The 24,948-nt window shown below is 69.3% G+C and carries 20 protein-coding genes and 2 pseudogenes; 17 read left to right on the top strand and 5 right to left on the bottom strand.

The features are described 5' to 3' along the window. Window positions 1-214: 214 nt before the first annotated feature. The 8 genes from aepX (at window position 215) to TSB10P1A_RS13140 (ending at window position 9,670) form a co-directional block, all read left to right on the top strand. The gene (gene aepX / locus TSB10P1A_RS13175; RefSeq protein ID WP_208987091.1) at window positions 215-1,834 is read left to right on the top strand and encodes a phosphoenolpyruvate mutase; all 1,620 of its coding nucleotides are present in this window, start codon (window positions 215-217) and stop codon (window positions 1,832-1,834) included. 24 nt (window positions 1,835-1,858) lie between these two features. Continuing rightward, window positions 1,859-2,998, top strand: a complete 1,140-nt coding sequence (gene aepY, locus TSB10P1A_RS13170; RefSeq protein ID WP_186388375.1) for a phosphonopyruvate decarboxylase — start codon at window positions 1,859-1,861, stop codon at window positions 2,996-2,998. Beyond that, window positions 2,995-4,113, top strand: coding sequence for a 2-aminoethylphosphonate--pyruvate transaminase (locus TSB10P1A_RS13165; RefSeq protein ID WP_186388374.1), 1,119 nt, complete (start codon window positions 2,995-2,997; stop codon window positions 4,111-4,113). The genes aepY and TSB10P1A_RS13165 overlap by 4 nt, the downstream gene beginning before the upstream one ends. Window positions 4,114-4,746: 633 nt before the next feature. Beyond that, complete coding sequence (locus TSB10P1A_RS13160; RefSeq protein ID WP_186388373.1) at window positions 4,747-5,994, top strand: aminotransferase class I/II-fold pyridoxal phosphate-dependent enzyme; 1,248 nt, start codon at window positions 4,747-4,749, stop codon at window positions 5,992-5,994. A 108-nt stretch (window positions 5,995-6,102) separates the two neighbouring features. Next, window positions 6,103-6,807, top strand: coding sequence for a DUF4833 domain-containing protein (locus TSB10P1A_RS13155; protein ID WP_186388372.1), 705 nt, complete (start codon window positions 6,103-6,105; stop codon window positions 6,805-6,807). 109 nt (window positions 6,808-6,916) lie between these two features. Further along, complete coding sequence (locus TSB10P1A_RS13150; RefSeq protein WP_186388371.1) at window positions 6,917-8,029, top strand: inositol-3-phosphate synthase; 1,113 nt, start codon at window positions 6,917-6,919, stop codon at window positions 8,027-8,029. Between the two features lie 2 nt (window positions 8,030-8,031). Beyond that, the gene (locus TSB10P1A_RS13145) at window positions 8,032-8,871 is read left to right on the top strand and encodes an SDR family oxidoreductase (protein WP_186388370.1); all 840 of its coding nucleotides are present in this window, start codon (window positions 8,032-8,034) and stop codon (window positions 8,869-8,871) included. A gap of 25 nt (window positions 8,872-8,896) precedes the next feature. Continuing rightward, window positions 8,897-9,670 carry a phosphatidate cytidylyltransferase gene (locus TSB10P1A_RS13140; protein ID WP_186388369.1) on the top strand — a complete coding sequence of 258 codons (774 nt, stop codon included), beginning with the start codon at window positions 8,897-8,899 and terminating at the stop codon, window positions 9,668-9,670. Between the two features lie 7 nt (window positions 9,671-9,677). Here the strand turns inward: TSB10P1A_RS13140 and TSB10P1A_RS13135 are convergent, their stop codons facing one another. Then, entirely contained in the window at window positions 9,678-10,157 is a 480-nt protein-coding gene (locus TSB10P1A_RS13135; protein ID WP_186388368.1) for a phosphatidylglycerophosphatase A, read from the bottom strand. Window positions 10,158-10,441: 284 nt separating this feature from the next. Between TSB10P1A_RS13135 and TSB10P1A_RS13130 the strand changes: the two genes are divergently transcribed. Together TSB10P1A_RS13130 and TSB10P1A_RS13125 are read left to right on the top strand one after the other, a co-directional pair. Further along, entirely contained in the window at window positions 10,442-11,689 is a 1,248-nt protein-coding gene (locus TSB10P1A_RS13130; RefSeq protein ID WP_186388367.1) for an LptF/LptG family permease, read from the top strand. 3 nt (window positions 11,690-11,692) lie between these two features. Then, entirely contained in the window at window positions 11,693-12,916 is a 1,224-nt protein-coding gene (locus TSB10P1A_RS13125) for an LptF/LptG family permease (RefSeq protein WP_208987090.1), read from the top strand. 82 nt (window positions 12,917-12,998) lie between these two features. Here TSB10P1A_RS13125 and TSB10P1A_RS13120 read toward each other — a convergent pair whose 3' ends face one another. Next, complete coding sequence (locus tag TSB10P1A_RS13120; RefSeq protein ID WP_186388365.1) at window positions 12,999-13,754, bottom strand: NTP transferase domain-containing protein; 756 nt, start codon at window positions 13,752-13,754, stop codon at window positions 12,999-13,001. Between the two features lie 112 nt (window positions 13,755-13,866). On the opposite strand from TSB10P1A_RS13120, the gene TSB10P1A_RS13115 reads away from it, so the two are divergent. Beyond that, window positions 13,867-14,625, top strand: coding sequence for a CDP-alcohol phosphatidyltransferase family protein (locus TSB10P1A_RS13115; protein WP_186388364.1), 759 nt, complete (start codon window positions 13,867-13,869; stop codon window positions 14,623-14,625). Continuing rightward, entirely contained in the window at window positions 14,622-15,740 is a 1,119-nt protein-coding gene (locus tag TSB10P1A_RS13110) for a glycosyltransferase family 4 protein (protein ID WP_186388363.1), read from the top strand. Before TSB10P1A_RS13115 ends, TSB10P1A_RS13110 begins: the two co-directional genes overlap by 4 nt. 2 nt (window positions 15,741-15,742) lie before the next feature. Here the strand turns inward: TSB10P1A_RS13110 and TSB10P1A_RS13105 are convergent, their stop codons facing one another. Further along, window positions 15,743-16,750: a stealth conserved region 3 domain-containing protein gene (locus TSB10P1A_RS13105; RefSeq protein ID WP_186388362.1), complete on the bottom strand. Its 1,008-nt coding sequence runs from the start codon at window positions 16,748-16,750 to the stop codon at window positions 15,743-15,745. A gap of 154 nt (window positions 16,751-16,904) precedes the next feature. Between TSB10P1A_RS13105 and TSB10P1A_RS13100 the strand changes: the two genes are divergently transcribed. Together TSB10P1A_RS13100 and TSB10P1A_RS13095 are read left to right on the top strand one after the other, a co-directional pair. After that, a complete protein-coding gene (locus TSB10P1A_RS13100; protein WP_186388361.1) occupies window positions 16,905-18,500 on the top strand; it encodes an FGGY-family carbohydrate kinase in 1,596 nt (531 codons plus the stop codon). A gap of 28 nt (window positions 18,501-18,528) precedes the next feature. Further along, entirely contained in the window at window positions 18,529-19,158 is a 630-nt protein-coding gene (locus TSB10P1A_RS13095; RefSeq protein ID WP_186388360.1) for a CDP-alcohol phosphatidyltransferase family protein, read from the top strand. 46 nt (window positions 19,159-19,204) lie between these two features. On the opposite strand, the pseudogene TSB10P1A_RS23765 reads toward TSB10P1A_RS13095, so the two are convergent. Both TSB10P1A_RS23765 and TSB10P1A_RS23760 read right to left on the bottom strand, forming a co-directional pair. Beyond that, a pseudogene (locus TSB10P1A_RS23765) lies at window positions 19,205-19,543 on the bottom strand (rhodanese-like domain-containing protein); the annotation flags it as partial. A 45-nt stretch (window positions 19,544-19,588) separates the two neighbouring features. Further along, window positions 19,589-19,936, bottom strand: a pseudogene (locus tag TSB10P1A_RS23760) (FKBP-type peptidyl-prolyl cis-trans isomerase); the annotation flags it as partial. 195 nt (window positions 19,937-20,131) lie between these two features. On the opposite strand from TSB10P1A_RS23760, the gene TSB10P1A_RS13085 reads away from it, so the two are divergent. The 3 genes from TSB10P1A_RS13085 (at window position 20,132) to TSB10P1A_RS13075 (ending at window position 24,923) form a co-directional block, all read left to right on the top strand. Further along, the gene (locus TSB10P1A_RS13085) at window positions 20,132-20,959 is read left to right on the top strand and encodes a 2-keto-4-pentenoate hydratase (RefSeq protein ID WP_186388358.1); all 828 of its coding nucleotides are present in this window, start codon (window positions 20,132-20,134) and stop codon (window positions 20,957-20,959) included. Between the two features lie 111 nt (window positions 20,960-21,070). Further along, window positions 21,071-23,188 carry a 3-hydroxyacyl-CoA dehydrogenase NAD-binding domain-containing protein gene (locus TSB10P1A_RS13080; protein ID WP_186388357.1) on the top strand — a complete coding sequence of 706 codons (2,118 nt, stop codon included), beginning with the start codon at window positions 21,071-21,073 and terminating at the stop codon, window positions 23,186-23,188. Window positions 23,189-23,642: 454 nt separating this feature from the next. Then, window positions 23,643-24,923, top strand: coding sequence for an extracellular solute-binding protein (locus tag TSB10P1A_RS13075; RefSeq protein WP_186388494.1), 1,281 nt, complete (start codon window positions 23,643-23,645; stop codon window positions 24,921-24,923). Window positions 24,924-24,948 lie beyond the last annotated feature (25 nt).

Raw genomic sequence — 24,948 nt, 5'->3', positions numbered from 1 at the left:
TCGCCCTCCCTGTCCCTACCGTTTTACCCGCCCCGCCCCGTCGCGCAAGCCGGCAGGCGCGGCCGGCGCCGCCGCCGCCGGGTCTGTTCCCTCCTTCGCGCAAGTGAACAAACCGGCGCGGCGCTGCGGCGCCGTCTTCCCTTTCGCACGGCGCTTCGCTACCAATGAGCCGCCTTACGAACGGGCGCCGGCAGGCCGGCCGAAAGGAGTTGTTTTGCAAAAGCACGTCGCACTCGAGCGCGCATCGGCGCCGATCTCACGGTTCACCCGGCTGCGCGAGCTGCTGCAGCGTCCGGATCTTGCCTTCCTGATGGAGGCGCATAGCGGCCTGTCCGCCAAGATCGTCGAGGAAGCGGGCTTTGAGGGCATCTGGGCCTCGGGCCTGTCCATGTCGGCGGCGCTCGGCGTGCGCGACAACAACGAGCTGTCCTGGACCCAGGTGCTCGACATGCTGGAATACATGGCCGATGCCTCCAGCCTGCCGATCCTCGTCGACGGCGACACCGGCTACGGAAACTTCAACAATTTCCGCCGCTTCGTCGCCAAGCTGTGCGATCGCGGCATCGCCGGCGTGTGCATCGAGGACAAGATCTTCCCCAAGACCAACTCGTTCCTGGGCGAGAACCAGCCGCTCGCCGACATCGACGAGTTCTGCGGCAAGATCAAGGCCGGCAAGGACACCCAGAGCCATCCGGATTTCCAGATCGTCGCTCGGGTCGAGGCCTTGATCGCCGGACGCGGCCTCGACGAGGCCTTGAAGCGCGCCCATGCCTATGCGGATGCGGGGGCGGACGCCATCGTCATCCATTCCAAGAAGAGCACCGCCGACGAGATCCTCGCCTTCTGCCGCGAGTTTGGCGACCGGGCGCCGGTGATCCTGATCCCGACCAAATATTACCGCACGCCGACCGAGAAGCTGCGCGAGGCCGGCGCCTCGATGATCATCTGGGCCAACCACAACCTGCGCGCCTCGATCCGCGCCATGCGCGAGACCTGCGCGACCCTGCGCGCCCAGCAGACCCTCTTGGAGGTGGAAAGCGACGTGGCGCCGCTCGGCGACGTGTTTTCGCTCGCCGGCGCCAGCGAGCTGGAGGCGGCGGAAAAGCGCTATCTTTCCGCCTCCGCGCCGAAGCGCGCCATCGTGCTCGCCGCAACGCGCGGCGAGGAGCTCGGCGACCTGACGCTGGAGCGGCCGAAATGCATGCTGCCGGTGCGCGGCACCTCGCTGCTCGGCCGCCAGGTGGCGGCGCTGACGCGCCACGGCGTTGCCGATATCCGCGTCGTCGTCGGCTACAAGGCCGAGGCGGTGGAGGCGCCGGGCATCGTGCCGGTGGTCAATGCCGATTTCGAGACCAGCGGCGAGGCGTGGTCGCTGTCGCTGGCGCTCGGCGAGGGCGACACCATCGTCTCCTATGGCGATATTCTCTACCGGCCGTTCTTCCTGGCGATGCTGGAGGACCGGGAGGAGGACATCGTTCTGGCGGTCGACCCGCGCAATGGCGGACGCTCGGGCCGCGACGCGGTCGCCTGCAGCCTGCCCTTCTCCGACGATCTCGACCCGGAGGCCGAGGCGCCGCTGCTCACCGGCTTCGTGGCCGAGGGCGGCGACGGCGAATGGGTCGGCCTCATGCGGGCGAGTGCCGCGGGCGCTGCACGCCTGCGCCGCACGCTTGACGAGATGGCGGGCGAGGGGAGCCTCGACAGCGCCGATCTCGGCGCGGTGCTGACGCGCATGGCGGCGGCCGGCGAGCGCATCGGCGTCGTCTATGTCAGCGGCTTCTGGCGCAACGTCAACGATCTCCTCGATCTGGCGCAGGCCCGCGATGCGGTGTGACCGGCGCGCGCGGAGGGCCGGGCGATGATCGAGGCGGGAGACTTTCTCGAGGCGGCCAAGCGCCAGGGCATCGACTTTTTCACCGGCGTGCCCTGCAGCTTCCTGACGCCCTTGATGAATGCGGTGATCTCCGACCGGACGGCGCGCTATGTCGGGGCGACCAGCGAGGGCGAGGCGGTGGCGATCGCCGCCGGCGCCTGGTGCGCGGGCCGCGAGACGGCGGTGATGTTCCAGAATTCCGGGCTCGGCAACGCGGTCAACCCGCTGACCTCGCTCAACCACCCCTTCGCCATTCCGACGCTGGTGATCGCCACCTGGCGCGGCGAGCCGGGGGTGAAGGACGAGCCGCAGCACGAGCTGATGGGGCAGATCACGCCGCGCCTGCTGGCGCTGGCCGGCGTCCATGGCGAGCCGTTCCCGCTTGAGGTCGCCGATATCGAGCCGGTGCTGGCGCGCGCGCTCGCCCATATGCGTTCGACCGGCCAGCCGGTCGGCTTGGTACAGCCCAAGGGCGCGATCGCGCCGCGCCCGCTCGACGAGGTCCGGGCCGAGCCGGCGCCTCGCGTTGCTCCGGTCGAGTTCGGCGGCGCGAGCCTGCCGCGGCGCATGGATGTGCTGGCGCTGTTGCGGGAGAAGCTTCCCGAAAGCGCCGGTCTCATCGCCACCACCGGCCATACGGGGCGCGAGCTCTTCACCCTGCAGGACCATGCCGGGCATCTTTACTGCGTCGGCTCGATGGGCGGGGCCAGCGCCATCGGCCTTGGCGCGGCGCTCAACAGCGAGCGCGAGATCGCGGTGCTCGACGGCGACGGCGCGGCCTTGATGAAGCTCGGCAACATGGCGACCATCGGGGCTGAGGCCCCAGTGCGCCTCACCCATGTGCTGCTCGACAACGGCCGGCACCTGTCGACCGGCGGCCAGGCGACCGTCTCCGCCCATGTCGACTTCGCCGCCATCGCCGCCGCCTGCGGCTATCGCTTCGCCGCCCGCGCCAGCGGCCTTGGCGAGGCGGGAGCGGCGCTCGATGCGGCGCTCGCCGTGCCGGGGCCGCGCTTCCTGCATGTCAGGGTCGCGGCCGAAGAGGTTTCGGGGCTCGGCCGCCCGACAATCGCCCCGCGCGAGGTCGCCCGCCGCTTCCGCGCCCATCTCACCGGTGCCGCATGAGCGCGTCTGCCGGCCCCGTCCTGCTCACCCCCGGCCCGCTGACCACCAGCGAGAGGGTCAAGGCGGCGATGCTGCGCGACTGGGGCTCGCGCGATCCCGCCTTCACCCGGCTTGCCGGCGAGGTCCTGGCACAGATCCGCGATCTTGCCGGCGGCAGGCCGGGCGATCATGTCTGCGTGCCCGTGCAGGGCAGCGGCACTTTCGCGGTCGAGGCGATGCTCGGCAGCCTGCTGAGGCCGGACGAGCGGCTGCTGCTGCTGGTCAACGGCGCCTATGGCCGGCGCATGGCGGAGATCTGCCGCCGGCTCGGCCGCCCCTGCGACGTCGTGGAGGTCGCGGAGACGCAGGCGCATGACCCCGCCGCGCTTGCCGAAAGGCTCGCCGCGGACCCCGGCATTGCCGCCGTCGCCATCGTCCATTGCGAGACGACGTCGGGCCTCCTCAATCCGCTTGAGGAGATCGCCGCCGTGGCGAGGGCCGCCGGCCGGCGGCTGCTGGTCGATGCGATGAGCAGCTTCGGCGCGCTCGCCGTCGACATGCAGGCCTGGGGCATTTCGGCGCTGGCGGCCAGTTCCAACAAGTGCCTGCAGGGCGTTCCCGGCCTTGCCTTCGTGGTCTGCCGGCCGGACGAGCTTGCCGCCCGGGCCGGCGTCTCGACCTCGCTGGCGCTCGACCTTGAGGACCAGGCGCGGGCGCTGGCCGGCGACGGCCAGTGGCGCTTCACCCCGCCGACCCATGTGGTCGCGGCCCTCCACGAGGCCTTGCAGGAGCTCGCCGAGGAGGGCGGCCCGGCCGCCCGGCTTGCCCGCTACACGGCGAACCGCGACACGCTGATCGCCGGCATGGCCCGGCTCGGCTTTGTCCCGGCGCTCGATCCGGCCCTGCAGGCGCCGGTGATCGTCTCCTTCCTGGAGCCGCGCGAGGCTTGGTACGACTTTTCCACCTTCTACGATGCGTTGGAAGCGCGCGGCTTTGCCATCTACGCGGGCAAGATGAAGGCGCTCGGAACCTTCCGGGTCGGCACCATCGGCGCCATCGATTCTTCCCTCATCGAGCGCTTCCTCGCGGCCGTCGAAGGGGTTGTGACAGATTTGAAACAGAAATTGATCCGCTGATCCGGGCTGGCCGGACCGCTGCCGAACCGGCTTCGGGACGGCGCGTCTTGCGGGCCGGGACGGGGGCCGGCGCCCCTCGGCGGGGCCTGAGTCTTGGTCCCGGCCACCGGCCTTGCCCGGCCCGGTGCGCGCGAACGACGCCGCGTTTCTTGCGAATTTCCGCGAATTGGACGGTTTGCGCAGCGGAGCGCGGGTCGATCGCCGAGGCAGGCGCGGCCAAGGCGCCCGGCGCCGCCGCGGCGCGGCCCGCGGCCGGCACCCTGTCGCCGACGGCGCGGGACGGCATCACGGCGGGTGGCGGGACGGGGTCCGGCCGGGTGTGTCACTTTGTCGGCTTACTCGACAGTTTCCCACCTTTCGGCTATTTAGCGAAAACCGTCCAAGCGGGGGGCTTTGGCGGTGGGCCGTTCCCTGCAAGGGGCTTGCGGGACGAAAGCGGGCAGGTCCCACCTGTGAACCGCCAGTGTCGGAAAGCCGATGACGATGTGACAGACCGGAGATGTGGACGCCCGGCCTGCCACTGCCTGCCTGTCGTTCTTGCGGGTGCGTCGCTGCGTTGCGGGCGGTGGCTCGTTGATGAATTTTTCAACCCGAACGGTCGGTGACCCGTTTCGGGCTTGGGGGTAAACAAGAATGAAGCCTGACCGGCCGAGCTTTTCCGTCGTCGCTGAACGCCGTTTCCGTTTGGCTGGCAAGGCGATCATCGAGCAGCACAATCCGTACTTTCTTCCCGTCGACCAGCAGCGCGAGATCTGCGAGCGCAACGGCATTCCCTTCGTCAGCTTCGCCCATTACGATTATCTCGGCCTCAGCACCCATCCGGACGTGATCGGGGCGGCGAGCACCGAGCTGCATCGGCTCGGCACCGGCGTCGGCGCCTCGCGGCTTGTCGGCGGCGAACGGGTCGGCCACCGGGTGTTCGAGCGCGAGCTGGCGGATTTCCTCGGCGTCGGCGACGTGATGTCGCTGGTCAGCGGCTATCTGGTCAACGTCTCCCTGATCAACTTCCTGATGGGGCCGCGCGATCTGGTGCTGATCGACGAGCTGGCCCACAACTCGATCTTCGTCGGCGCCAAGAACGGGCGCTACGATCACCGGGTCTTCAACCACAATGATCTCGACGATCTGGAGCGGCAGTTGGAAGAGCTGCGCGGCCAGTATCGCAACGTGCTCATCGTCGTCGAAGGCCTCTACTCGATGGATGGCGACATTCCCGACCTGCCGCGGCTGGTGGCGCTGAAGGAAGCGCACGATGCCTGGCTGATGGTCGACGAGGCCCATTCCTACGGCGTTCTCGGGGCGACCGGGCGCGGCTTGTGCGAGCATTTCGACATCGACCCGCGCCGTATCGAGCTGACGGTCGGCACGCTGTCGAAGTCCTTCGTCTCCTCCGGCGGTTTCATCTGCGCCGAGCAGGGGGTGATCGACTGGCTGCGCTTCACCCTGCCGGGCTTCGTCTACAGCGTCGGCCTGTCGCCGGCGACGCTGGGCAGCGCCCATGGTGCGCTCAACCAGCTCAAGGCCGAGCCGCAGCGCGTTGCCCGGCTGCACGACAACTCGGAGTATTTCCGCGACCACGCCCGCTCGATGGGGCTGAACACCGGGCCGGCCATCGGCCGCGGCGTCGTGCCGATCCTGTTCTCCAGCCCGATGCAGACGATGATCGCCTCGCAGACGCTGCTGGAGCATGGCATCTACGCGCCGCCGATCGTCCAGATCGGCGTGCCGAAGGACCAGCCGCGCATCCGCTTCTTCCTGTCGGCCGAGCACACGCGCGAGCAGATGGACAAGGCCATCGGCATTGCGGCGGAAGTGGCCCACGGGACCGGATCTGCGGGGGCCGGTCTGTTGGCGCAGCAGCAGGCGGTCGTCGGAGCCTGAAGGTCGACCTGAGGGTTCAGCCCGAGGCTTCGGCCTGACGTTTCGTCAGGCGGGGGCAGCCGGGGCATTCGGGGCACGGGGCGCGCACCGAACGGAGTTGGCATCACCATGACAGCGGATGACAGGGCCGGCATCCAGCCCGGCCGACCGCGGGCGGTCCTGGCGGGGCGCCTGCCGCGCCTGCCGGTCCTCCTTCTGGCAGCCCTCCTTCTGGCAACCCTCCTTTTGGCAACCCTTGTCGTACCGCCCCCCGCCGCGGCCATGGAGGGAACCCGCATCACGCCGGGTACCGGCCAGAAGCCGCGCGGCTCCGTGGTCACCGAGGTGGCGAGCCTCCCGGTGGTCCGCCCGGAATTTCCGGTGCCGGGCGATCCGGGGCAGGTCTTCTACCTGCAGCGGTCGAGCAACGCCAACACGGTGGTCTATGCCGCCCGCTTCACCCAGGACGGCCGGCTCGATCCGCGCAGGCCCGTTCAGGCCTATTGGCGCCGCTTCAACACCACCGGCGAGCAATTGCCGCTGAAGATGATCGAGGACAGTTTCGCCTTCGGCGTGCGGACCCGCGCGACCGGCGATCCCGACGTCTTCCAGGTCTATGTCGTGTCCTATCCGGAGCGGCCGGCGACCTTGCGCCTGGTCGAGCCGGGGCGGGCGGAGCTGCTGCTGCCGGCGGGCGGACGGACCATGCGCATGGCCTATGCCTATGTCGATGTCGACGAGAGCGGGCTGGTGCCGAGCGTGCGCGAGGTGCTGGTGATGGGGCATGACGCGGAGACCGGCAAGCCGCTGGTGGAACGCATCGAGATAGAGTAACGCTTGCCGCGCCGGGACACCCGGTAGGCAGGGATTGCGCCATGGCGCGCGACAGCCATCGAGCCGGCGGCAAGGCCGGACGGGCAGGGTTCGGGGGTAACCAGACAGTATGAGCGCTTCTTCCGCCAGATCGATTCGCACCGCCATTGTCGGTGCCGGCAATTGCGCAAGCTCGCTGATCCAGGGCGTGGCCTATTGCCGGGCGCTCGGCGAGGAGGCCGTGGGCGTCGCCTTCCCCGTGCTCGGCGGCTACCGGCCGGAGGATGTCGAGATCGTCCTCGCCTTCGAGGTCGACGCCCGCAAGGTCGGGCGCACCGTCGGTGAGGCGGCCGTTGCCCTGCCGAACTGCACCGAGATCTTCCACAAGGACCTTGACGGCATGACCGCGCCGGTGCTGCGCGGCCCGGATCTCGACGGCGTCTCCGCCTTCATGCGCAACCAGGCGCCCGACCGCAGCTTCGTCGTCTCCAGCGCGCCGGCGCTCGACAAGGCCGGCATCGTCGCGGCCCTGCGCGAGGCGAAGGCCGAGGTGATCATCAACTTCCTGCCCGTCGGCTCGATCGAGGCGACGCAGTTCTATGCCGAATGCGCGCTGGAAGCCGGCTGCGCCTTCGTCAACGGCATCCCGGTCTTCATCGCCTCCGACCCGGTCTGGGCGGCGCGCTTCCGCGAGGCCGGCGTGCCGATCGTCGGCGACGACTTCAAGGCGCAGTTCGGCGCGACGATCACCCACCGGGCGCTGGCGCGGCTCGCCGACATGCGCGGCGTCAAGGTCGACCGCACCTATCAGCTCAATGTCGGCGGCAACACCGACTTCCTCAACATGATGGACATGGACCGCCTGGCGATGAAGCGGGAGTCCAAGACCGAGGCGGTGCAGACGGCGATGAACGCGCGGCTCTCCGACAGCGAGATCCGCATCGGCCCCTCGGACTATGTGCCCTGGCTCAACGACCGCAAGGTCGCCTATGTGCGGCTCGAGGGCCGGCTGTTCGGCGGCGTGCGCACCCATGTCGAGATGCGGCTGGAGGTGGAGGATTCCCCCAATGCCGCGGCGATGGCGCTGATCGCCATCCGCTGCGCCAGGATCGCCCGCGACCGCGGCCTTGCCGGCCCGATCGAGGAGGCGAGCGCCTTCCTGTTCAAGCATCCGCCGCTGCAGATCGAGGACGCGGAAGGCTACGACCGTCTGCTCGCCTTCGCCAACGGCGAGGCGGCCTGACCATGACCGGCGCGGCGACGGGCGCAGGGCTGCTCGGCGCCGCCGGGCGTCCCGTCGCCCTGATCACCGGCGGCAGCAGCGGCATCGGCCGCGCCATGGCCCTGTCGCTGGCGCGCAAGGGCTTCGATCTCGGCCTGGTCTCGCGCGGGGCCGAGCGGCTGGAGGCCGTGCGCCAGGAGATTGCCGCCGCGGTGCCGCGGGCGCGCATCGCCCTGCGCGCTGCGGATGTCGGCGAGGCCGATCAGGCGCGCGAGGCCATTGCCGGCATCACTGCCGAACTCGGCGTGCCGCGCTGGGCGGTGATGAATGCCGGCGTCGCCCGGCCCGGCCGTTTCCTGCAGCAGCCGCTCGACGACCACCTGATGCAGATGCGCACCAACTATCTCGGCGCGCTGCATGTCGCCCATGCGCTTGCGCCGGCCATGGCCGATGCCGGCGGCGGGCGCATGGTCTTCGTCTCTTCCGGAGCCGCCTTCTTCGGCATCTACGGCTATGGTGCCTATGCGCCGTCGAAATTCGCCATGCGCGGCCTTGCCGAGGTGCTGCGGGTGGAACTCGCCGGCGACGGTATTTCGGTAACGCTCGCCTATCCGCCCGACACCGACACGCCGCAGTTAGCCATGGAGAACGAGACCAAGCCGGCGGCGACTCGGGCGATCACCGCTGGCGGCGGCCTCTGGCCGGCCGAGCGGGTGGCGGAAAAGATCATCCTCGCCGCCGAGAAGGGCCGTTTCACCGTCGCCCCGGGCTTGCAGATGCGCCTTCTCGCCCATGGCCACAGCCTGCTGTCGCCGGCCTTGCGGCTCTGGCAGGCGCGCCTTGCCCGCTCGCACCGGGACTGAGCGCGGCGCGATGATGCCCTCGTCCATGATGCCGGCCCTCGTTCCGCTCGACATTGCCGCGCTCGCCGTTCTCGCCTGCCTTGCGGTCGGCGGCGTGCTGCTCGCGCTCGGCAGCCTGGTACCGGCGACGGCACCGCAGGCGCGCCCGCTCTGGCCGGTCTATGGCACGGAGCTGGTGATCGTCGGCGGCGGGCTCGGCCCCTTCGTCGCCGGCGGCCTCGTTCTCTCCCTGGCGCTGGCCGCGCTGGCGACGCGCGTTGCCTATGAGGCGGTGAGCGTTGCCTGGCGGCGGCATCTTCGCGCCGGCGGCGATGCCGGTTCGCTGCGCCTTGCCGCCGAGGTTCTGCTGTTTCCCGGCCTGCCGCTGGCGCTGTTCGTTGCCGTCGGCGTCGAGCCGGCCAATGCCGGCGTGCTGGTGCTCGCCTTCCTGCTGGTCGAGACCTATGACAGCTACGCCCTGTTCGGCGGCAAGCTGTTCGGCCGCCGCCCGGCCTTCCCGCGGCTCAGCCCGCGCAAGACGGTGGAGGGGCTTGCCGTCGGCGCGGCGATGCTGGCGCTGACGGCGGCGCTCGCCGGGCCCTTGCTGCTCGGCTGGTCGCTTGCCCTGTCGCTGGCGGCGGCCGCCGTCATCGCGGTTGCGGCGGTGGTCGGCGATCTTGCCGGCTCGCGGCTGAAGCGCGCTTCGGGCGTCAAGGACTATCCGCAGGTGCTGCCGCGCCAGGGCGGGCTGCTCGACATCGTCGATGCCTGGCTGATCGCCGGTCCCGCGCTGGTTCTGCTGCTGCGGCTTGCGCCGTAACGCGGCTTCAGCCGGCGAGGACCCAGGCGATGGGCGCAAGGACGAGGATCGCGTAGAGCGCGGCGGCGGCATCGTCGAGCATGATCCCGGCGCCGCCCTTGACATGGTCCTGGACCCAGTTGACCGGGAAAGGCTTGAGAATGTCGAAGGCGCGGAAGGCGATGAAGCCGGCGATCCACCACAGCGGCTCGGCCGGCAGCGCCAGCACCACGGCGGCGGCGCCGAAGCTCTCGTCGATCACCACGATCTGCGGATCGTCGGTGCCGGTCGCTTCGGCGACGACGCCCGAGGCCCAGATGCCGACAACGAGCAGCAGGGCAAGGCCGGCAAGCTGCAGCGGCACGGAGAGGACCGCAAGGCCGGCGGCCAGGACGAGACCGACGGCGGCGCCCACCGTGCCCGGCCAGACCGGCGACAGGCCGGCGCCGAAGGACAGGGCCAGGACATAACCGAGCCGCTGGCTCGGCTTATGGACAAGACGGGACATTGCGGCCGGCCTATGATGAGGATCGGAATCGGAACCACCGGGCGGGATGCCGCGCGGCAGGCCGGGCTATAGTGTGGTGAATTTGAAATACGCCTCGTTTTGCGGCAACCGTCGGAGCGTATTTCAAATTCGAAAACCACACTAGAAACATAAACTTACTAGTCACCCTTTTGAATCTGAAGTTCGTACAGAGCTTGCTGCCAAATGTGACGAACTTCAGATTCGGGTGACTAGCATGAAACACGACGGAGAGCGATGCAGGGCGACATGTGGAACGGGGCGACATGCCGGACGGGGTGCGGGTCAAGGTGAGACCGCTTGCCTCCATTGCCGCGCGGTCGCTGTTCCTGCGCGTGCTCGGCCGGGTGCTGCTCGTCGTCGCCATCATCGAGGTGGTGTTCCTCGCCGAGAAGCTGACCGGCATCCTGGAAGAGGTGCTCGGCAATGGCGGCGACCTGCTCTCCGCGCTCGCCGTCCTCATCCTGACCGCGCCGGAGATCTTCGACTTCGCGCTGGCGCTGGCCTGCGTCATCGGCGGCTATTTCGCCTTCGTCGCGGCGCGCGAGGAGCGCGAGCTGGTCGCCCTGTCGGCGGCCGGCGTCTCCTGGGTCCTGCCGGTGCGCGTCGCGCTCGCCTTGGGCGCGCTGGCCTTCGCGGCGAGCCTTGTCGTCTCCGGCGTCATCGATCCGCTGGCCCGCCATGCCACCCGCACGGTGATCTTTCATCTCAAGAGCGATCTGCTGTTCGCCCGCATCACCGGGCCGAGCGAGGGCACCTTGATCGAGACCATCCGCGGCAAGACCTTCGCCGCCCTCTCCGACAGCTCGGTCAGCCCGCCGCATGAGAGCCTCTTCGTGCATCAGCCGGGCGAGGAGGGGCGCTGGCGGGTGACCCAGGCGGCCGACTGGAACCTCGACGGGCCGGACGCTGAGGGAAATTACAGTCTCGGGCTCGGCCGGGTGATCGCCTATGACTTCGTGCGGGTGGAAGCGCGCGAGGGGGCCGGCATGCTGCGCCAGGGGCGCGGGCCGAACCTTTTTGCCGTCGGCCGGCCGGACGTCGCCAACATCCCGGCGCTGCCGCAGGTCAAGGTCGAGAACGTGTCGCTGCCGGTCCGTCTCGACAACATCCTCAACCACGCCCTGCGCGGCGACGTGGCGGGCGAATGGACGGTGTTCGAGGCGCTGCAGGCCGGCCGCGCCATGGGCGAGACCGGGCGTGAGGCGCTGAAGATCGCCGGCGAACGGCTGTCGCGCGCCATCGCCGTCTTCGTCGCGCCGCTGCTGGCGCTGCTCGCCTGCGTCTTCGCCGGGCGCGGCGTCTTCGGCTATCTGTCGCTGCCGCTGGCCTGCGGCGCGCTGCTCGCCTTCGACATCGTCCTGCGCGGCGTGCTCGGCCGGCTGGCGGCGGAGGCGCCGCTGGCGCTCGCCTCGGTCGGCGCCCTTGCGGCGGCGGCGGTGCTGCTGCTGGCGCTCGCCGGCATCCGCACCCGCGCGGCGGCGCTGCTGCGCCCCGTCAGCTCGCGGGCCTGAGCGATGATGCGCGCGCCCGGAACCGCTCTTGCGTTCCTTGCCGGTGGCCCGCGCGTGCCGCGGCGGCGCACGCCGGTGCTCGGCCTGATCGGCCGGCGCATCCTCTTCACCCATCTGAAGGCGGCGGCGCTGGTGATGACGATGTTCCTGATCGTCGCCTTCGCCATCGACCTGGCGCAGACGCTCGACGGCGTGCTGGCGCGGGCCGATGAGCTCGGGCGCTCGCGCGCGGTGCTGGTCGCGACCTATCTCGGCTTCCGCGCGGTCGACATCGCCACGCGCCTCTTTCCCGTCGCCTGCTTCATCGGCGTCTTCGCGGCCGAGCTGATGCGCCTGTTCAACCGCGAGACCACGGTGATCGCCGCGGCCGGCTGGTCGCCGCGCCAGACGCTGGTGGTGGTCTGCCTGTTCGCGGCTCTGACCGGCGCGCTGCAAGTCTCGCTGGAGCGCTGGTGGCGGCCGGAGGCGGTCTTCGCCCAGGCCGGGCTGCAGCTCGGCGGCTACGGCCGGCGCTTCGCCGATGGCGAGCTTGGCGAGCCGAGCTGGTTCGTCGTCAACGGCGCGGCGCTGAAGGCCCGGGTGATCCGCAGCGCGACGCCGGCGCTCGCCGATATCGAGCTCTATCGCGGCGTGGTCGCCGGCGACCTGCGCGACGTGATCGTCGCGCGCCACGGCGAGCCGGGCGAGCGGCCGGGCTTCTGGCGCTTCACCGATGTCGACCTGTGGGCGCGGCTGCCGGCGGAGGAGGTCCCGCGCAGCGACGGCACGCCGCCGGCCTTTGCCCAGACCTCGCTCTATCTGATCAGCCAGTATCCGAGCCTGGAGCTGCGGCTCGATATAGTGCCCGAGGCGCTGACCTATTACGACATCGCCGCCTTCTACCTGCCGCAGGCCCCGCTCGAGGTGCTGGCGCGCGACGGCAATCCGTTGAAGGGGCCGGATGTCGACGCCGCCCTGTGGCGGCGCTGGGCGGCGTTCTTCCTTCCCGGCGCCTATGCGCTGCTCGGCGCCAGCCTTGCCCCGATCGCCGGGGCCGGGCGGGTCGTCGCGCCGCTGCGCATCCTCATCCTGGCGCTTGCGGGATATCTCGCGCTGGTCGCGACCAAGGTGTCCTGGGCGATGGGGGAAATCGGCGTGCTCTCGGGCTTTGTCAGCAGTTGGCTGTCGATCGCCCTGGCGCTTGCCGGGGTGGTCGTCGCGCAGCGGATGCTGTCGCGTCCGCATTGAGCGGGGTTGCGCGCCCCGTCTCAAAATTTCGCGATTTTGAGACGGAATTTTGCAAAATTCGTCGCAAAAATTCTCGCGGGGATCAGCCGCTCCGGCGGGCTGCCGCGATGCGGGGATAGACCAGTTCGGCGGCGCGGGCGAGCATCGCCTCGTTGTCGACCTCGGCCCAGGCAAGGTCCGCCACCTTGGGAACGGCGACCTGCTGGCGCCGCGCCAGCGCGACGACGCCGCTCTCGTAGTCGGCCATCGGATCACTGGCGATCAGATGCGGGCCGAGCTCCCGCAATTCCCCGACCGCGTCGGCGGTCAGGTAGGTGATGCCGACCAACTCGCCATAGGGGGTATCGTGCCAGCGGTCGATCAGCTTCGACATGTCGCGCAGGCAGCGCAGGCCGTCCCGCTCGTCGGTCCACACATGCACCTCGTCGCCGGCGCCGGTCTTTCCCGACACCAGCAGGGCGGAGGTCTGCGGCCGGCCGATGGCGGCCTCAATGGCGCGCGGCTCGAACACCAGGTCGGATTCCAGCACCAGGCAGGGGCCGTCCAGCCCCTCCAGGCCGACCATCAGGCTCTGCAGCGAGCCCTTGCTGGAAAAGGTGTCGTTGTGGCGCAGGTCGAGCGACGGGCGGCGCTCGGCGGCCAGCGTCCGGTAGTGGTCGGCGAGATGGCCGGTCACCACGCGCACGTCGGAAATCCCGTGCAATGCCAATGTGTCGACGGCGTCTTCAAGGAAACTCTGCTCTCCAAGCGAGATCAGGCCCTTGGGCGTCAGGCGGCCACGCTCGCCCATGCGCACACCGCGACCGGCGGCAAGGAAAACAGCTTTGATGTTGAGCATGGATCGACCGGAATGTGGTAAGGCGGTCCACTATTAGGGGAGCGCCGGGCCATCGGCAAGTGCCGGATGGCGGCAGGGTCGGCGCCGCAGACAGCAGGAACCACGGAGTGACATGCGCCCGGACCTGACGTTTCGTTCTCTCTGGCGCCAGTACCGCCAGGACAAGTTCGCGAAGGAGCTGGCGACCGACTGGGCGGCCGCGCTGCTGTACCGGGCGCCGGGCTTCTGGCTGGTCGCCCTGCTTGCGCCGACGGGCATTTCTCCGACGGCGGTGACGCTGGCGGCCGTGCCGGTGGTGCTGGCCATGCCGCTGGCGGCGCTGACACTCCCCCTTGCGGCGGCCGCCGTCGCGGTCGCGCTGCTGGCGGCGCTGTTCCAGACCCTCGACTGCACGGACGGCGCCCTGGCGCGGGCGACGGGGCGCAGTTCGGCCAGGGGCGGGGCGCTCGACTTCGTCATCGACATGGGCCAGTGGGGCTTCTTCTATACGAGCATAGGCCTGCTCGCCGACCGGGTTGCGGCCGGGGACACGGTCGCCGGCTTCTTCTGGACCGCGCTCGCGGCGGTCGCGGCCTGGCTGCGCCTCTATGCGAGGGTAATTCGCGACGCAAGGCCCGCCGCGCCCACCGGGCCGGCGGCGCCGGGCCCGGCGTGGCTCGGTCTGTTCGACATTGTCGAGCGGGGGATATCCGGGCTGAGCGGCGCCCTGCCGGTTCTTCTGATACTGGCCTTTTTCACCGGCACCCTGCCGGCGCTGGTGGTCTTCCTGCTGGCCTATTCGCTGCTCGATGTCGGGGATGCGGCGCTGGCGACCTTCCGCGGTTGGCCGCGCGACAGCGGGGATACGGGCGAGGAGAGCAGCGGCGCATGAGGATCGTCCAGATCCTCCCCTACGCGATGGCCCGCCCCGGCGGGGTACAGGCGCATGTGCGCGACCTGTCCCGCTGGCTGCGCGGCGAGGGGCATGAGGTGCGCATCGTCGCGCCGCCGACGCCGGATGGAATTTGCGCTTCGGGAACAGAGTGTTGCGGCCGGTCCCGGCTGGTCACGATGTTCGGCACGCGCTTCGAGGTGAGCTATGCCTTCGGGCCGGAGCGGCGCCGGCTGGTGGAGGATCTGCGCGATTGGGGCGCCGATCTCGTCCATCTGCACACGCCCTGGACGCCCTTCGTCGCCTGGCAGGTTTGGCGGGGATTGCGGCTGCCGACGGTGACCACCTTCCACGCGACGCTGCCAGGGACAGAGGCCGGCGGGGTGACGGCGCGGCTGCTGCGGGCGGCCGCCGGCCATTTCCTGTCGCACTCGCGGATCGTCGTCGTGCCCTCGCCGACGCCGCTGGCGCATCTGGGCGCGGCCGCGCGCGACGTGCGGGTCGAGGTGGTGCCGCCCTGCATCGATCTGGGGCCCTGGCGGAACGCGCGAAAGAGCGAGCAGAATCAAAACCTTGAGATCGTGTTTCTCGGGCGCTTCGAGGCCCGCAAGGGGCTCGACGTGCTGCTTGCCGCCTGGCCCGACATCGCCTCGGCGCTGCCGGACGCGCGGCTGACGGTGGCGGGGGGCGGCGACTTGAAGCCGCTGGTCGAGGCGGCGCTCGCCGCTCCCCATGGCGGGCGTATCCGTCTGGTCGAGCGGCCCGACGATGCCACGGCCCGCGCGCTTGTCGCCGGGGCGGATATCTTCGCCGCGCCCGCCCCCTATGGCGAGAGCTTCGGCCTCGTCCTGGTCGAGGCGATGGCCGCCGGCGCGCTGCCGGTGGCGGCCGCCAATCCCGGTTATGCCGGGGTGCTGAGCGGCGAGGGGGCGGAGCTGCTGGTGCCGCCGGGGGACGCTGGCGCGCTGGCGCGGCGCATCGTCTCCCTTGCCGGGGACAGGCCGGCCCGCGAGCGCCTGGCCGCCTGGGCCGATGCCCGCGCGCAATATGCCGACATCCGCGGCACGGGTCCCGTCTTTGCAAGGCTTTACGCCGAGGCGTTGCGCGGCTCCTGACGTCAGCCGCGCGGCTTCTCGAAGCGCGAGGGGACGGGGAACCAGCGCTCCAGCACGGCGCGCATATGGGCGACGACGCGCGGGTTCGGGGTGCTGCCGAAACTGTCGTTTAGCGTCACCGCCAGCGGTTTTTCCCATTCCAGGCGGCGCAGTTGTGCCCAGGTCCAGACGAACCAGTTCTCCAGCGAGGCATAGCCCATCGTCCGGCGGATGTCGGCCGGTTCCGCGGTGACGGCATGGCCGGTGGCGGCGGCGAAATGGGGATAGAGATATTCCGGCGGCACGTTGGAGCCGGCGCGGAAGCGGCTGCGGCGGGTCGTGTCGATCGCCCCGGCGAAAACCTCGCACATCTCCTCGAACAGCGCCTTGTCGATCAGTTGCGGCCCATGCGCCAGATAGTTGCGCCGGCCGCCGCCGAACCGGTGGACAAGCAGGTCGTTGGCGGTTGCCATTGCAAGGTTCCAGGGGCTGGCGCGTGCCGGGTCGAGCTCGGAGAGGACGGGCGAGGGTTTGCGGGTCAGGAACGCCTTCATCCTGCCTCCCCCGTTGAGGAAATGGTCGAGGCCGAGCGGGGAGAAGGCCAGCATGTCGTCCTCGAAATAGAGGAAACGGGACGACAGGCCGGGCAGTTTCGCAAGGTGGCTGACGATGGCGAAGGAGTTGAAGGTGGGGAGGATATCCGGCGCCATGATCTCGTCGTGGTGGACGACGACGAGGTCCGGATGGCCGGCGTCGAGCCAGGCCGGCACCTGCGGCCGGCAGCTCAGCAGGTAGACCTTGCGGGCGAACGGCACATGCGCGTCGAGCGAGCGCAGCGAGTAGCGCAGCAGGTCGAGATTGTCGCGGGTGCGGTTGGGGTTGGTGTCATGCGACGTCCCGGCATGCCGGGCGAGGAGATCCCGGTAGCCGGGGAACGTATCGTCCACCCAAGTGTAGACGATATCCACCGTTCCGGCCTCGCCGGCTTGCGAGCCTGTCCCCGTCTCCCTTGCGGGCATTTCTGCGATCATCCGGCCCTCGAGACAGGCGGTCCCCGGTGCCGTGCCGCTGCCCCGCCGGCTGGCGGAGGAGCGACACGTTTCCCGGTTCTCATTTGCTTGCGAACTCTATAAACCCGTTGCCGGCGAAGGAGCAATTCCTGCGCGCGAGGTTCGAGGCAGTCAGGTGATCGGCGATAGCGCAACAGATGTGGGGCACCCGGGGGCGGACGGGCGCGGGCTGATCATTGCCGCCGATTTCGGCACGTCGGGCGTGAAGATCGCCGCCCTCGACCGCCGCCTGTCCCCGCTGGCGACGGCGACCCGGCCCTATCCCTTGAGCCTTCCCGCGCCCGACCAGGCCGAGCAGCAGCCCGAGGACTGGTGGTCGGCGCTCGCCGCCGGCATTGGCGACCTTGCGGCGGAGATCCCGGATCTTGCCGCGCGCGCCTCGGCCCTCGTGTTCTGCGCGCAGATGTGCGGCGTCATCCCGGTCGAGCAGTCCGGGCGCCCCTTGCGCCCCGCCATCGTCTGGCTGGACAAGCGGGCCGGCTCCCTGTCGCGGGCGATGAACGGGGGATTTCCCTCGCTCGCCGGCTACCGGCTCGACAAGTTGTACGCCTGGACGCGCATCGCCAATGGCGCGCCCTCGCATAACGGCATGGACCCGCCGGCCAAGATGCTGTGGCTGAAGCGGAACGAGCCGGACGTGTGGGATGCGACGGCGCGGTTTCTCGACGTCAAGGACTGGCTTCTGCACCGGGCGACGGGACATTTCGTCACCACCGCCGACAGCGCCAACCTGACCTGGATGATGGATACGCGGCCCGGCCGCGAGGGCTGGTCGCCCGATCTCGCCGGACGGCTCGGCATTCCGCTCGACCGGCTGCCGGAGATCGTCGACGGCACTTGTACCGTCGGCGGCCTGCTGCCGCAGGCGGGGACAGAGCTCGGCCTTGCCGCCGGCCTGCCGGTGATCGCCGGGGCCGGCGACGTGGTGGCGACCGCCATCGGCTCGGGCGCCACCAGCGACGGCGAATTGCACGCCTATGCCGGCACCAGCGCCTGGCTGAGCGGGTTTTTCCCCTCCCGAAGGATCGATATTTTCCACTCTTACGCCACGATATCCTCCAGCGTCGGCTATCGGCCGCTGCTGATCGCGACGCAGGAAAGCGCCGGCGCCGCCTTCGCCTGGGCCGCGCGGCTGTTCGGTTGCGGGGAGAGCGGGGAGGCGCGCGACGACGACGCCTCGCTGGCGGCGCTCTATTCCGGCATCGGCTCGTTGCGCGACAGCGATCCGCTCTTCGTGCCCTGGCTTGTCGGCGAGCGGGTCCCGGTCGACGACGACCGCTTACGCGGTGTTTTTACAGGACTTTCTGTCGGTCACGACCGCAACGCGCTGCTGCGCTCGGTGCTGGAAGGCGTCGCCCTCAACATGCGCTGGGCGCTCAGCAAGGTGGCGCGGCAGAAGGGTGTGCGAACCGGCCTGCCGCTGCCGCTGGTCGGCGGCGGGGCGGTCAATCCGCATTTCGCGCAGATGCTGGCCGATGCCCTGAAGCTGCAGGTCGTGGTCCGCCAGCCGCGGCTTGCCGGCGTGCGCGGGGCAGGGGCCATCGCCGCGGCCGGTCTCGGCTGGTATCCGTCCGTCGAGGCGGCGGCGGCAAGCCTGACCCAGGGCGAGGCGCTGACCTATGACCCTGAGGGCGAGGGTGTGGCGCGGGCCGACCGGCGGGCCGCGCTGCTCGACCGGCACCGGCCGAAGCTGATTTCCCTATATCGCTGATTATCCTGATAAAAACGGAACCGCGCCAATGATCGACGGCTTGTTCAAGCGCCATATCGACCCGCTCTGGGAGAGCATGGCGACCCCGCTGGTGCGCATGGGGCTGACCCCCAACCAGGTCACGGCGACGGGGCTGGTGCTGGTCTGCGCGACCTCCGCGCTCTACCTGTGGCACGGCAATCCGGCGCTCTTCGGCCTGACGCTGGCCTTTGCCTTCGCCTTCGATGCGCTGGACGGGGCGGTGGCGCGGCGCCGGTCGATGTGCACCAAGTCCGGCGGCTATTTCGATGCGATGGTCGACCGCTACCAGGAACTCGCTGTTCTCGCGGCGCTTGCCGCGGTCAACGACCTCTGGGCGCTGGCGTTGCTGGCCTTTTCCGGCGGGGTTCTGACCAGCTATGCCAAGGCGCGCACGGCCATCGAAATCCCGATCCGCAACGAGGCCTGGCCGGATCTGTTCGAGCGGCTGGAGCGGATCATCTTCCTCTGCGCGATGCTGCTGGCCGCCGGCGGCCTGTCGCTGGCAGGGATTGCGCCGGCCTCGACGATCGCCGTCGGCCTTGCGATCTACGCGCTGCTGGCGCACCTGACGTCAATCCAGCGGATGCGGCGGGCCGTCGCCCTGCTGCGGGCGGCGGATCGGTCCGGACCCGTCTGAGGAGGCCGTCCGACGGGGGCAACTCTGACGGCGACCCGGTATCAGCTCAGCAGAGCCAGCATTTTTCCGGCATCTTGGCCGCGGTGACGATGTTGCTGTCGCCGATCCAGCCAACGATGCCCTGGCCGACGCTGTCGACCTTGGAATAGCCGGCCCGCTCGGTCAGAAAGCGGGCAAGGACCTCCGTCCTGTTGCCGGTCCGGCAGACGAGGACAATGCGGTCGTCCTTGCCGGCGATGGCGGCCAGTTCATCCATGAAGCCGGGGTTCACGTTGCCCTTGTCGTCGAAGAAGGTGATCAGGTGGGCGCCGTCGATGACGCCGGTCTCCTTCCACTCTTCGGGGCGGCGGATATCGACCAGCACGGCGCCGGCCGCCAGCCTGTCCTTGAGCTCGGAATTGTCCAGCGTGCCGAAATTGGGCTTGGCGACGCCGAGCAGTTCGACCTCGAAGCGCAGGGTCGCATTGGGCGGGATGACGCCGCCGGCGCCGCGGGCGCCATAGCCGAGCTCCGGCGGGATGACGAGCTCGCGCTTGCCGCCGACGCGCATGCCTTCGACGCCCTGGTCCCAGCCGCGGATAACGCGGCTCGCCCCGAGCGGGAAGGAGAAGGGCTCTCCCCGGTCGAGGCTGGAATCGAACTTGGTGCCGTCCATCAGCCAGCCGGTATAGTGCACGGTCACCGTGGCGCCGGGCACGGCCTCCTCGCCGGTTCCCACCACGATATCGCGGATCTCGAGATCGGCGGCCTGGGCCGTGACGGTCAGCGGCAGCAGCATGAGAAATGCCCGAAGCAGTCGCAACATGAGGAAACCTTTCCGTGGGGGTAAAGCGTGAAGCGGGATCAGGCCGGAAAATAGCGCGCGGTGCCGTCCGGGGGAAGGCGGGGACCTGCGCCCTGCGCCCACTTGCCACGGGAGCTGCCTGACGCCATCGTGTCGCCCGACAAACGAGGATAACCGGGAGGAGCGACCTTGCAGATTTCGGATGGCGACAGGACCCATGCGCAAGCGCTTTTGAGGATCGCCGCTGAAGCGGGCTCCTGCGCGCCGATCACCGACGGGGACAAGAGCTTCGGCCTTGCGCGCGCCTATCGGGTTTCGGCCGAGATCCGCGCCGCCCGCATCGCCCGCGGGGAGATCCCGCGCGGCTGGAAGATCGGCTTCACCAACCGGACGATCTGGGACGAATACGACGTCCACGCGCCGATCTGGGGCCCGGTCTACGACACGACGCTGGCCGAGGCGCCGGCGCAAGGGGCGGCCGAGACATCCATCGGGCATCTGGTGGAACCGAGGATCGAGCCGGAAATCGTCTTCCGCATCGCCGCGCCGCTCGAGGCCGGGCTGTCGGAAGCGCAGTTGCTGGAGCGGATCGACGGGGTGGCGCTCGGCTTCGAGATCGTCCAGTCGGTCTATCCGGACTGGCGGTTCCAGGCGGCGGATACGGTCGCCGCCTTCGCCCTGCACGGGCTGCTGCGCCACCGCCCCTTCGCGGTCGTCACGGCGGCGAACCGCGCCAAGTGGCTGGACCGGCTCTCCTCGTTCACGCTGGATCTCTACCGCGACGGCGAGTGCATCGACAGCGGACACGCGGAAAACGTGCTCGGCGGACCCCTGAGCGCGCTGAAGGCCATGGCCGACGGGCTGCCCGATACGGCGCTGGCGAGTACGGTCTCGCCCGGCGACGTGGTAACGACGGGGACGCTGACGCGCGCCTTTCCGGTCGCGCCCGGCGAGAGCTGGGAGACGCGTGTCGCCGGACTGCCGCTCGCCGACATGGCGATCTCGTTCACCCGGTAAGGCGCGCATCGATCCATCCGCGCGGAGATATTTTAGGATTGAAACAGTTGGGCCGCTCCCTAAACTGCGGCCCAAATCCGGCCTCGGGAAGGGGCTCTGGACCCTCGCCACATGCCAAGGAGTTGCCCCGTGACCGATCCCGTACGCTATTCCGTTCAGGACGGCATTGCCGTGATCGCGGTCGACAATCCGCCGGTCAATGCCCTGTCGCAGGCAGTGCGCGCGGGCCTTGCGGCGGCCGTCGCGCGGCTGGCGGGTGACGATCAGGCGCGCGCGGGCGTGATCTACGGCACTGGTCGCACCTTCATCGCCGGCGCGGACATCCGCGAGTTCGGCAAGCCGATGGCCGAGCCGTTCCTGCCGGACGTGATCGCGGCCATCGAGGCCTGCGACAAGCCGGTGGTGGCGGCGCTGCACGGCACCGCGCTCGGCGGCGGGCTCGAAGTCGCGCTCGGTTGCCATGCCCGTGTGGCGGTTTCCTCGGCCAAGGTCGGCCTGCCGGAAGTCACGCTCGGCATCCTGCCCGGCGCGGGCGGGACGCAGCGCCTGCCGCGCCTTGCGGGCGCGGCCGCCGCACTCGACCTGATTACCAGCGGTCGCCATGTGGCAGCGGTCGAGGCGGTAAAGCTCGGCATCATCGATGCCGTCGTCGACGGCGACGACCCGTTGGCGGCCGGCCTTGCCTTTGCCCGCCGCCTTGTCGAAGGCGCGGTCACCGGCCGGCGCTCGGGCGAGGTCGATCCGGGCGCGAAGGACGAGGCGCTGTTCGCCGACTGGCGCGCGAAGACGAAGACGTCGGCGCGCGGGCAGATCTCGCCGATGGTGGCGATCGACGCCATCGAGGCGGCCTACGACCTGCCGTTCACTGAGGGAATGGCGCGCGAGCGCGCGCTCTTCAAGGAGCTGATGGCCTCCGATCAGCGGGCCGGCCTGATCCATGCCTTCTTCGCCGAACGGGCGGTCGCCAAGATCCCGGAAGCGGAGGCGGCAAGTCCGCGCGAGGTCGCCTCGATCGGTGTCATCGGCGGCGGCACGATGGGCTCCGGCATTGCGGTCGCGGCGCTGAATGCCGGCCTGCCGGTGACGCTGGTGGAGCGCGACGAGGCGAGCGCGGAGCGCGCCCGCGGCATCGTCGCAAAGCTCCTCGACGACGGCGTGCGGCGCGGCAAGCTGAGCGAGGCGCGGCGCGACCAGATCCTGTCGCGCGACTTCTCCACCGCGACGGATTATGCCGCGCTCGCCGAGACCGATCTGGTGATCGAGGCGGTGTTCGAGGACATGGACGTCAAGAAGGACGTGTTCGCGCGGCTCGACGGGATCGCCAAGGCGGGCGCGATCCTCGCCACCAACACCTCCTATCTCGATGTCAACGAGATCGCGGCGGCGACCGCGCGGCCGCAGGACGTGATCGGCTTCCACTTCTTCTCGCCCGCCCATGTCATGCGCCTGCTCGAGGTGGTGGTGGCGGACAAGACGGCGGCGGATGTGGTCGCCACCGGCTTCGCGCTGGCCAAGACGCTGCGTAAGGTGGCGGTGCGCGCCGGCGTCTGCGACGGCTTCATCGGCAACCGGTTGCTCAACACCTATCGCAAGGCCGCCGACTACATGGTCGAGGACGGGGCGAGCCCCTACCAGATCGACGCGGCGCTGGTCGCCTTCGGCTTCCCGATGGGGCCCTTCGCCGTCAGCGATCTTGCCGGCCTCGACATCGCCTGGGCCGGGCGCAAGCGGCGGGCGGCGACGCGCGATCCGCGCGAGCGGACGGTGGAGATCGCCGACCGTATCTGCGAACGCGGCTGGTTCGGCCAGAAGAGCGGCCGGGGATACTATCTGTATGAACCGGGGGCCCGGCGCGGCAGTCCCGACCCGGAGGTCGAGGCGATCATCGCGGCCGAGCGCGAGGCCAAGGGCCTCGTGCCGCGCAGCTTCAGCGACGCGGAGATCGTCTCGCGCTACATGGCGGCGATGATCAACGAGGCGGCGAAGATCGTCGACGAGGGTATCGCGCTGCGTCCGCTCGATGTCGACGTGACGATGCTGGCCGGCTACGGCTTCCCGCGCTGGCGCGGCGGGCCGATGCACTATGCCGACAGGCTGGGCCTCGCCCCCGTGCTCGCCGAGTTGCGTCGCCTCAGCGAGGAAGACGCGTTCTTCTGGGAGCCGGCGCCGCTGCTGGTTCGCCTTGCGGAAGACGGAAAGACCCTTGCCTCCCTGAACGGACGGGACTGATCGCGGCTGGTTTGCTGCACCGCCAGAAATCTCGCGAGATCGCCGAAGCCGGGCCCTGGAAAGGCCCGGCTTTTTTTCGGGCTGCGGCCCCGGATGCGATTAAAATGTTTATTGTCATAGCTCTCATTATTTCGCGAAACGAAGACAGATCGTTTCGATGAGTTCGATCCTTGCGAAACAAAGGGATCTTTGACGCCCTTTTGACGGGTGAAGCATGCTGCATTGCAAGGTTGAGATGCGGCTTCGCAGCAACGAAATCGCTTGATTTGTTTAGCTATGATGATCTTACTAAACATCGCGGTAAACATCCGGGCAACGGATGGCGTCCTCGCGCAAGGCGGGGCGCGGCCGGCGGCCGTCTGGAGGGGCGGTTCCGACAAGAACGCCGCGCGAAGTTTGGGAGGATCACGTGAACGGATATCGGAAGACATGGGCTGCCGTCCTGTGCGGGACGATGCTTGGCGGGTTCGCCACGACATCGGCACAGGCGCAAGACATCACCCTGTGCTGGGCCGCCTGGGACCCGGCCAATGCGCTGGTCGAGTTGTCGAAGGACTTCACGGCCGAGACCGGCATCGGCATGAAGTTCGAATTCGTGCCCTGGCCGAACTTCGCCGACCGGATGCTCAACGAGCTGAACTCGGGCGGCAAGCTGTGCGATCTTCTGATCGGCGACAGCCAGTGGATCGGCGGTGGCGCGGAAAACGGCCACTACGTCAAGCTGAACGACTTCTTCGACGCCGAAGGCATCAGCATGGACGATTTCGCCCCGGCGACTGTCTATGCCTATTCGACCTGGCCGAAGGGCACACCGAACTACTGGGCGCTGCCGGCGATGGGCGATGCCAATGCGTGGTTCTACCGCAAGGACTGGTTCTCCAAGCCGGAGATCCAGGAGGCGTTCAAGGCGGAGTACGGGCGGGATCTTGCTCCGCCGGAGACGCAGCGCGAACTGATGGAGATCGCCAGGTTCTTCCAGGGTCGCGAGATCGACGGCAAGACGCGCTACGGCGTCAACATCTTCACCGAGCGTGGCTCCGAAGGCATCACCATGGGAGCCACCGGAGCGCTCTATGCCTGGGGGTTCAAGTATGAGAACACCCCCGGCAAGTATGACATGGAAGGCGCGGTGAATTCGCCCGAAGCGGTTGAGGCGCTGGAGTTCTACAAGGAACTCTACAAGTGCTGCACGGCGCCCGGCTACACCGACAGCTACATGCAGGAGAGCCTCGACAGCTTCAAGTCCGGCCAGGTGGCGATGGCGATGAACTGGTTCGCCTTCTTCCCGGGCCTCTACAAGGACGAGCAGGTCGGCGGCGACAAGATCGGCTTCTTCGTCAATCCGAAGCAGAATGTCGAGGCCTCGACGCTGGGCGGCCAGGGCATCTCGGTGATCTCCTATTCGGAGAAGAAGGACGAGGCGCTCAAGTACATCAAGTGGTTCGCCCAGCCTGCGGTGCAGGCCAAGTGGTGGTCGCTCGGCGGCTACTCGGCCCACAACTCGGTGCTCAACGATCCCGGCTTCAAGGACAGCCAGCCCTTCGCGGCCGACTTCCTGAAGGCGATGGGCGCCGTGCAGGATTTCTGGCAGGAGCCGGCCTATGCCGAACTGCTGCTGGCCATGCAGAAGCGCCTGCATGACTACATCGTCGCCGACCAGGGAACGGCCCAGGAGGCGCTCGACAAGCTGATCGCCGACTGGACCGAGACCTTCGAGGACGAAGGCAAGCTCTAGGCCTGCCCATCCCCTTGCCGCCGCC

Origin of the sequence: Stappia sp. TSB10P1A (assembly GCF_900185725.1) — a bacterium.
Taxonomy (GTDB): Bacteria; Pseudomonadota; Alphaproteobacteria; order Rhizobiales; family Stappiaceae; genus Stappia.
This window is presented reverse-complemented; position numbering and strand designations above follow the sequence as displayed.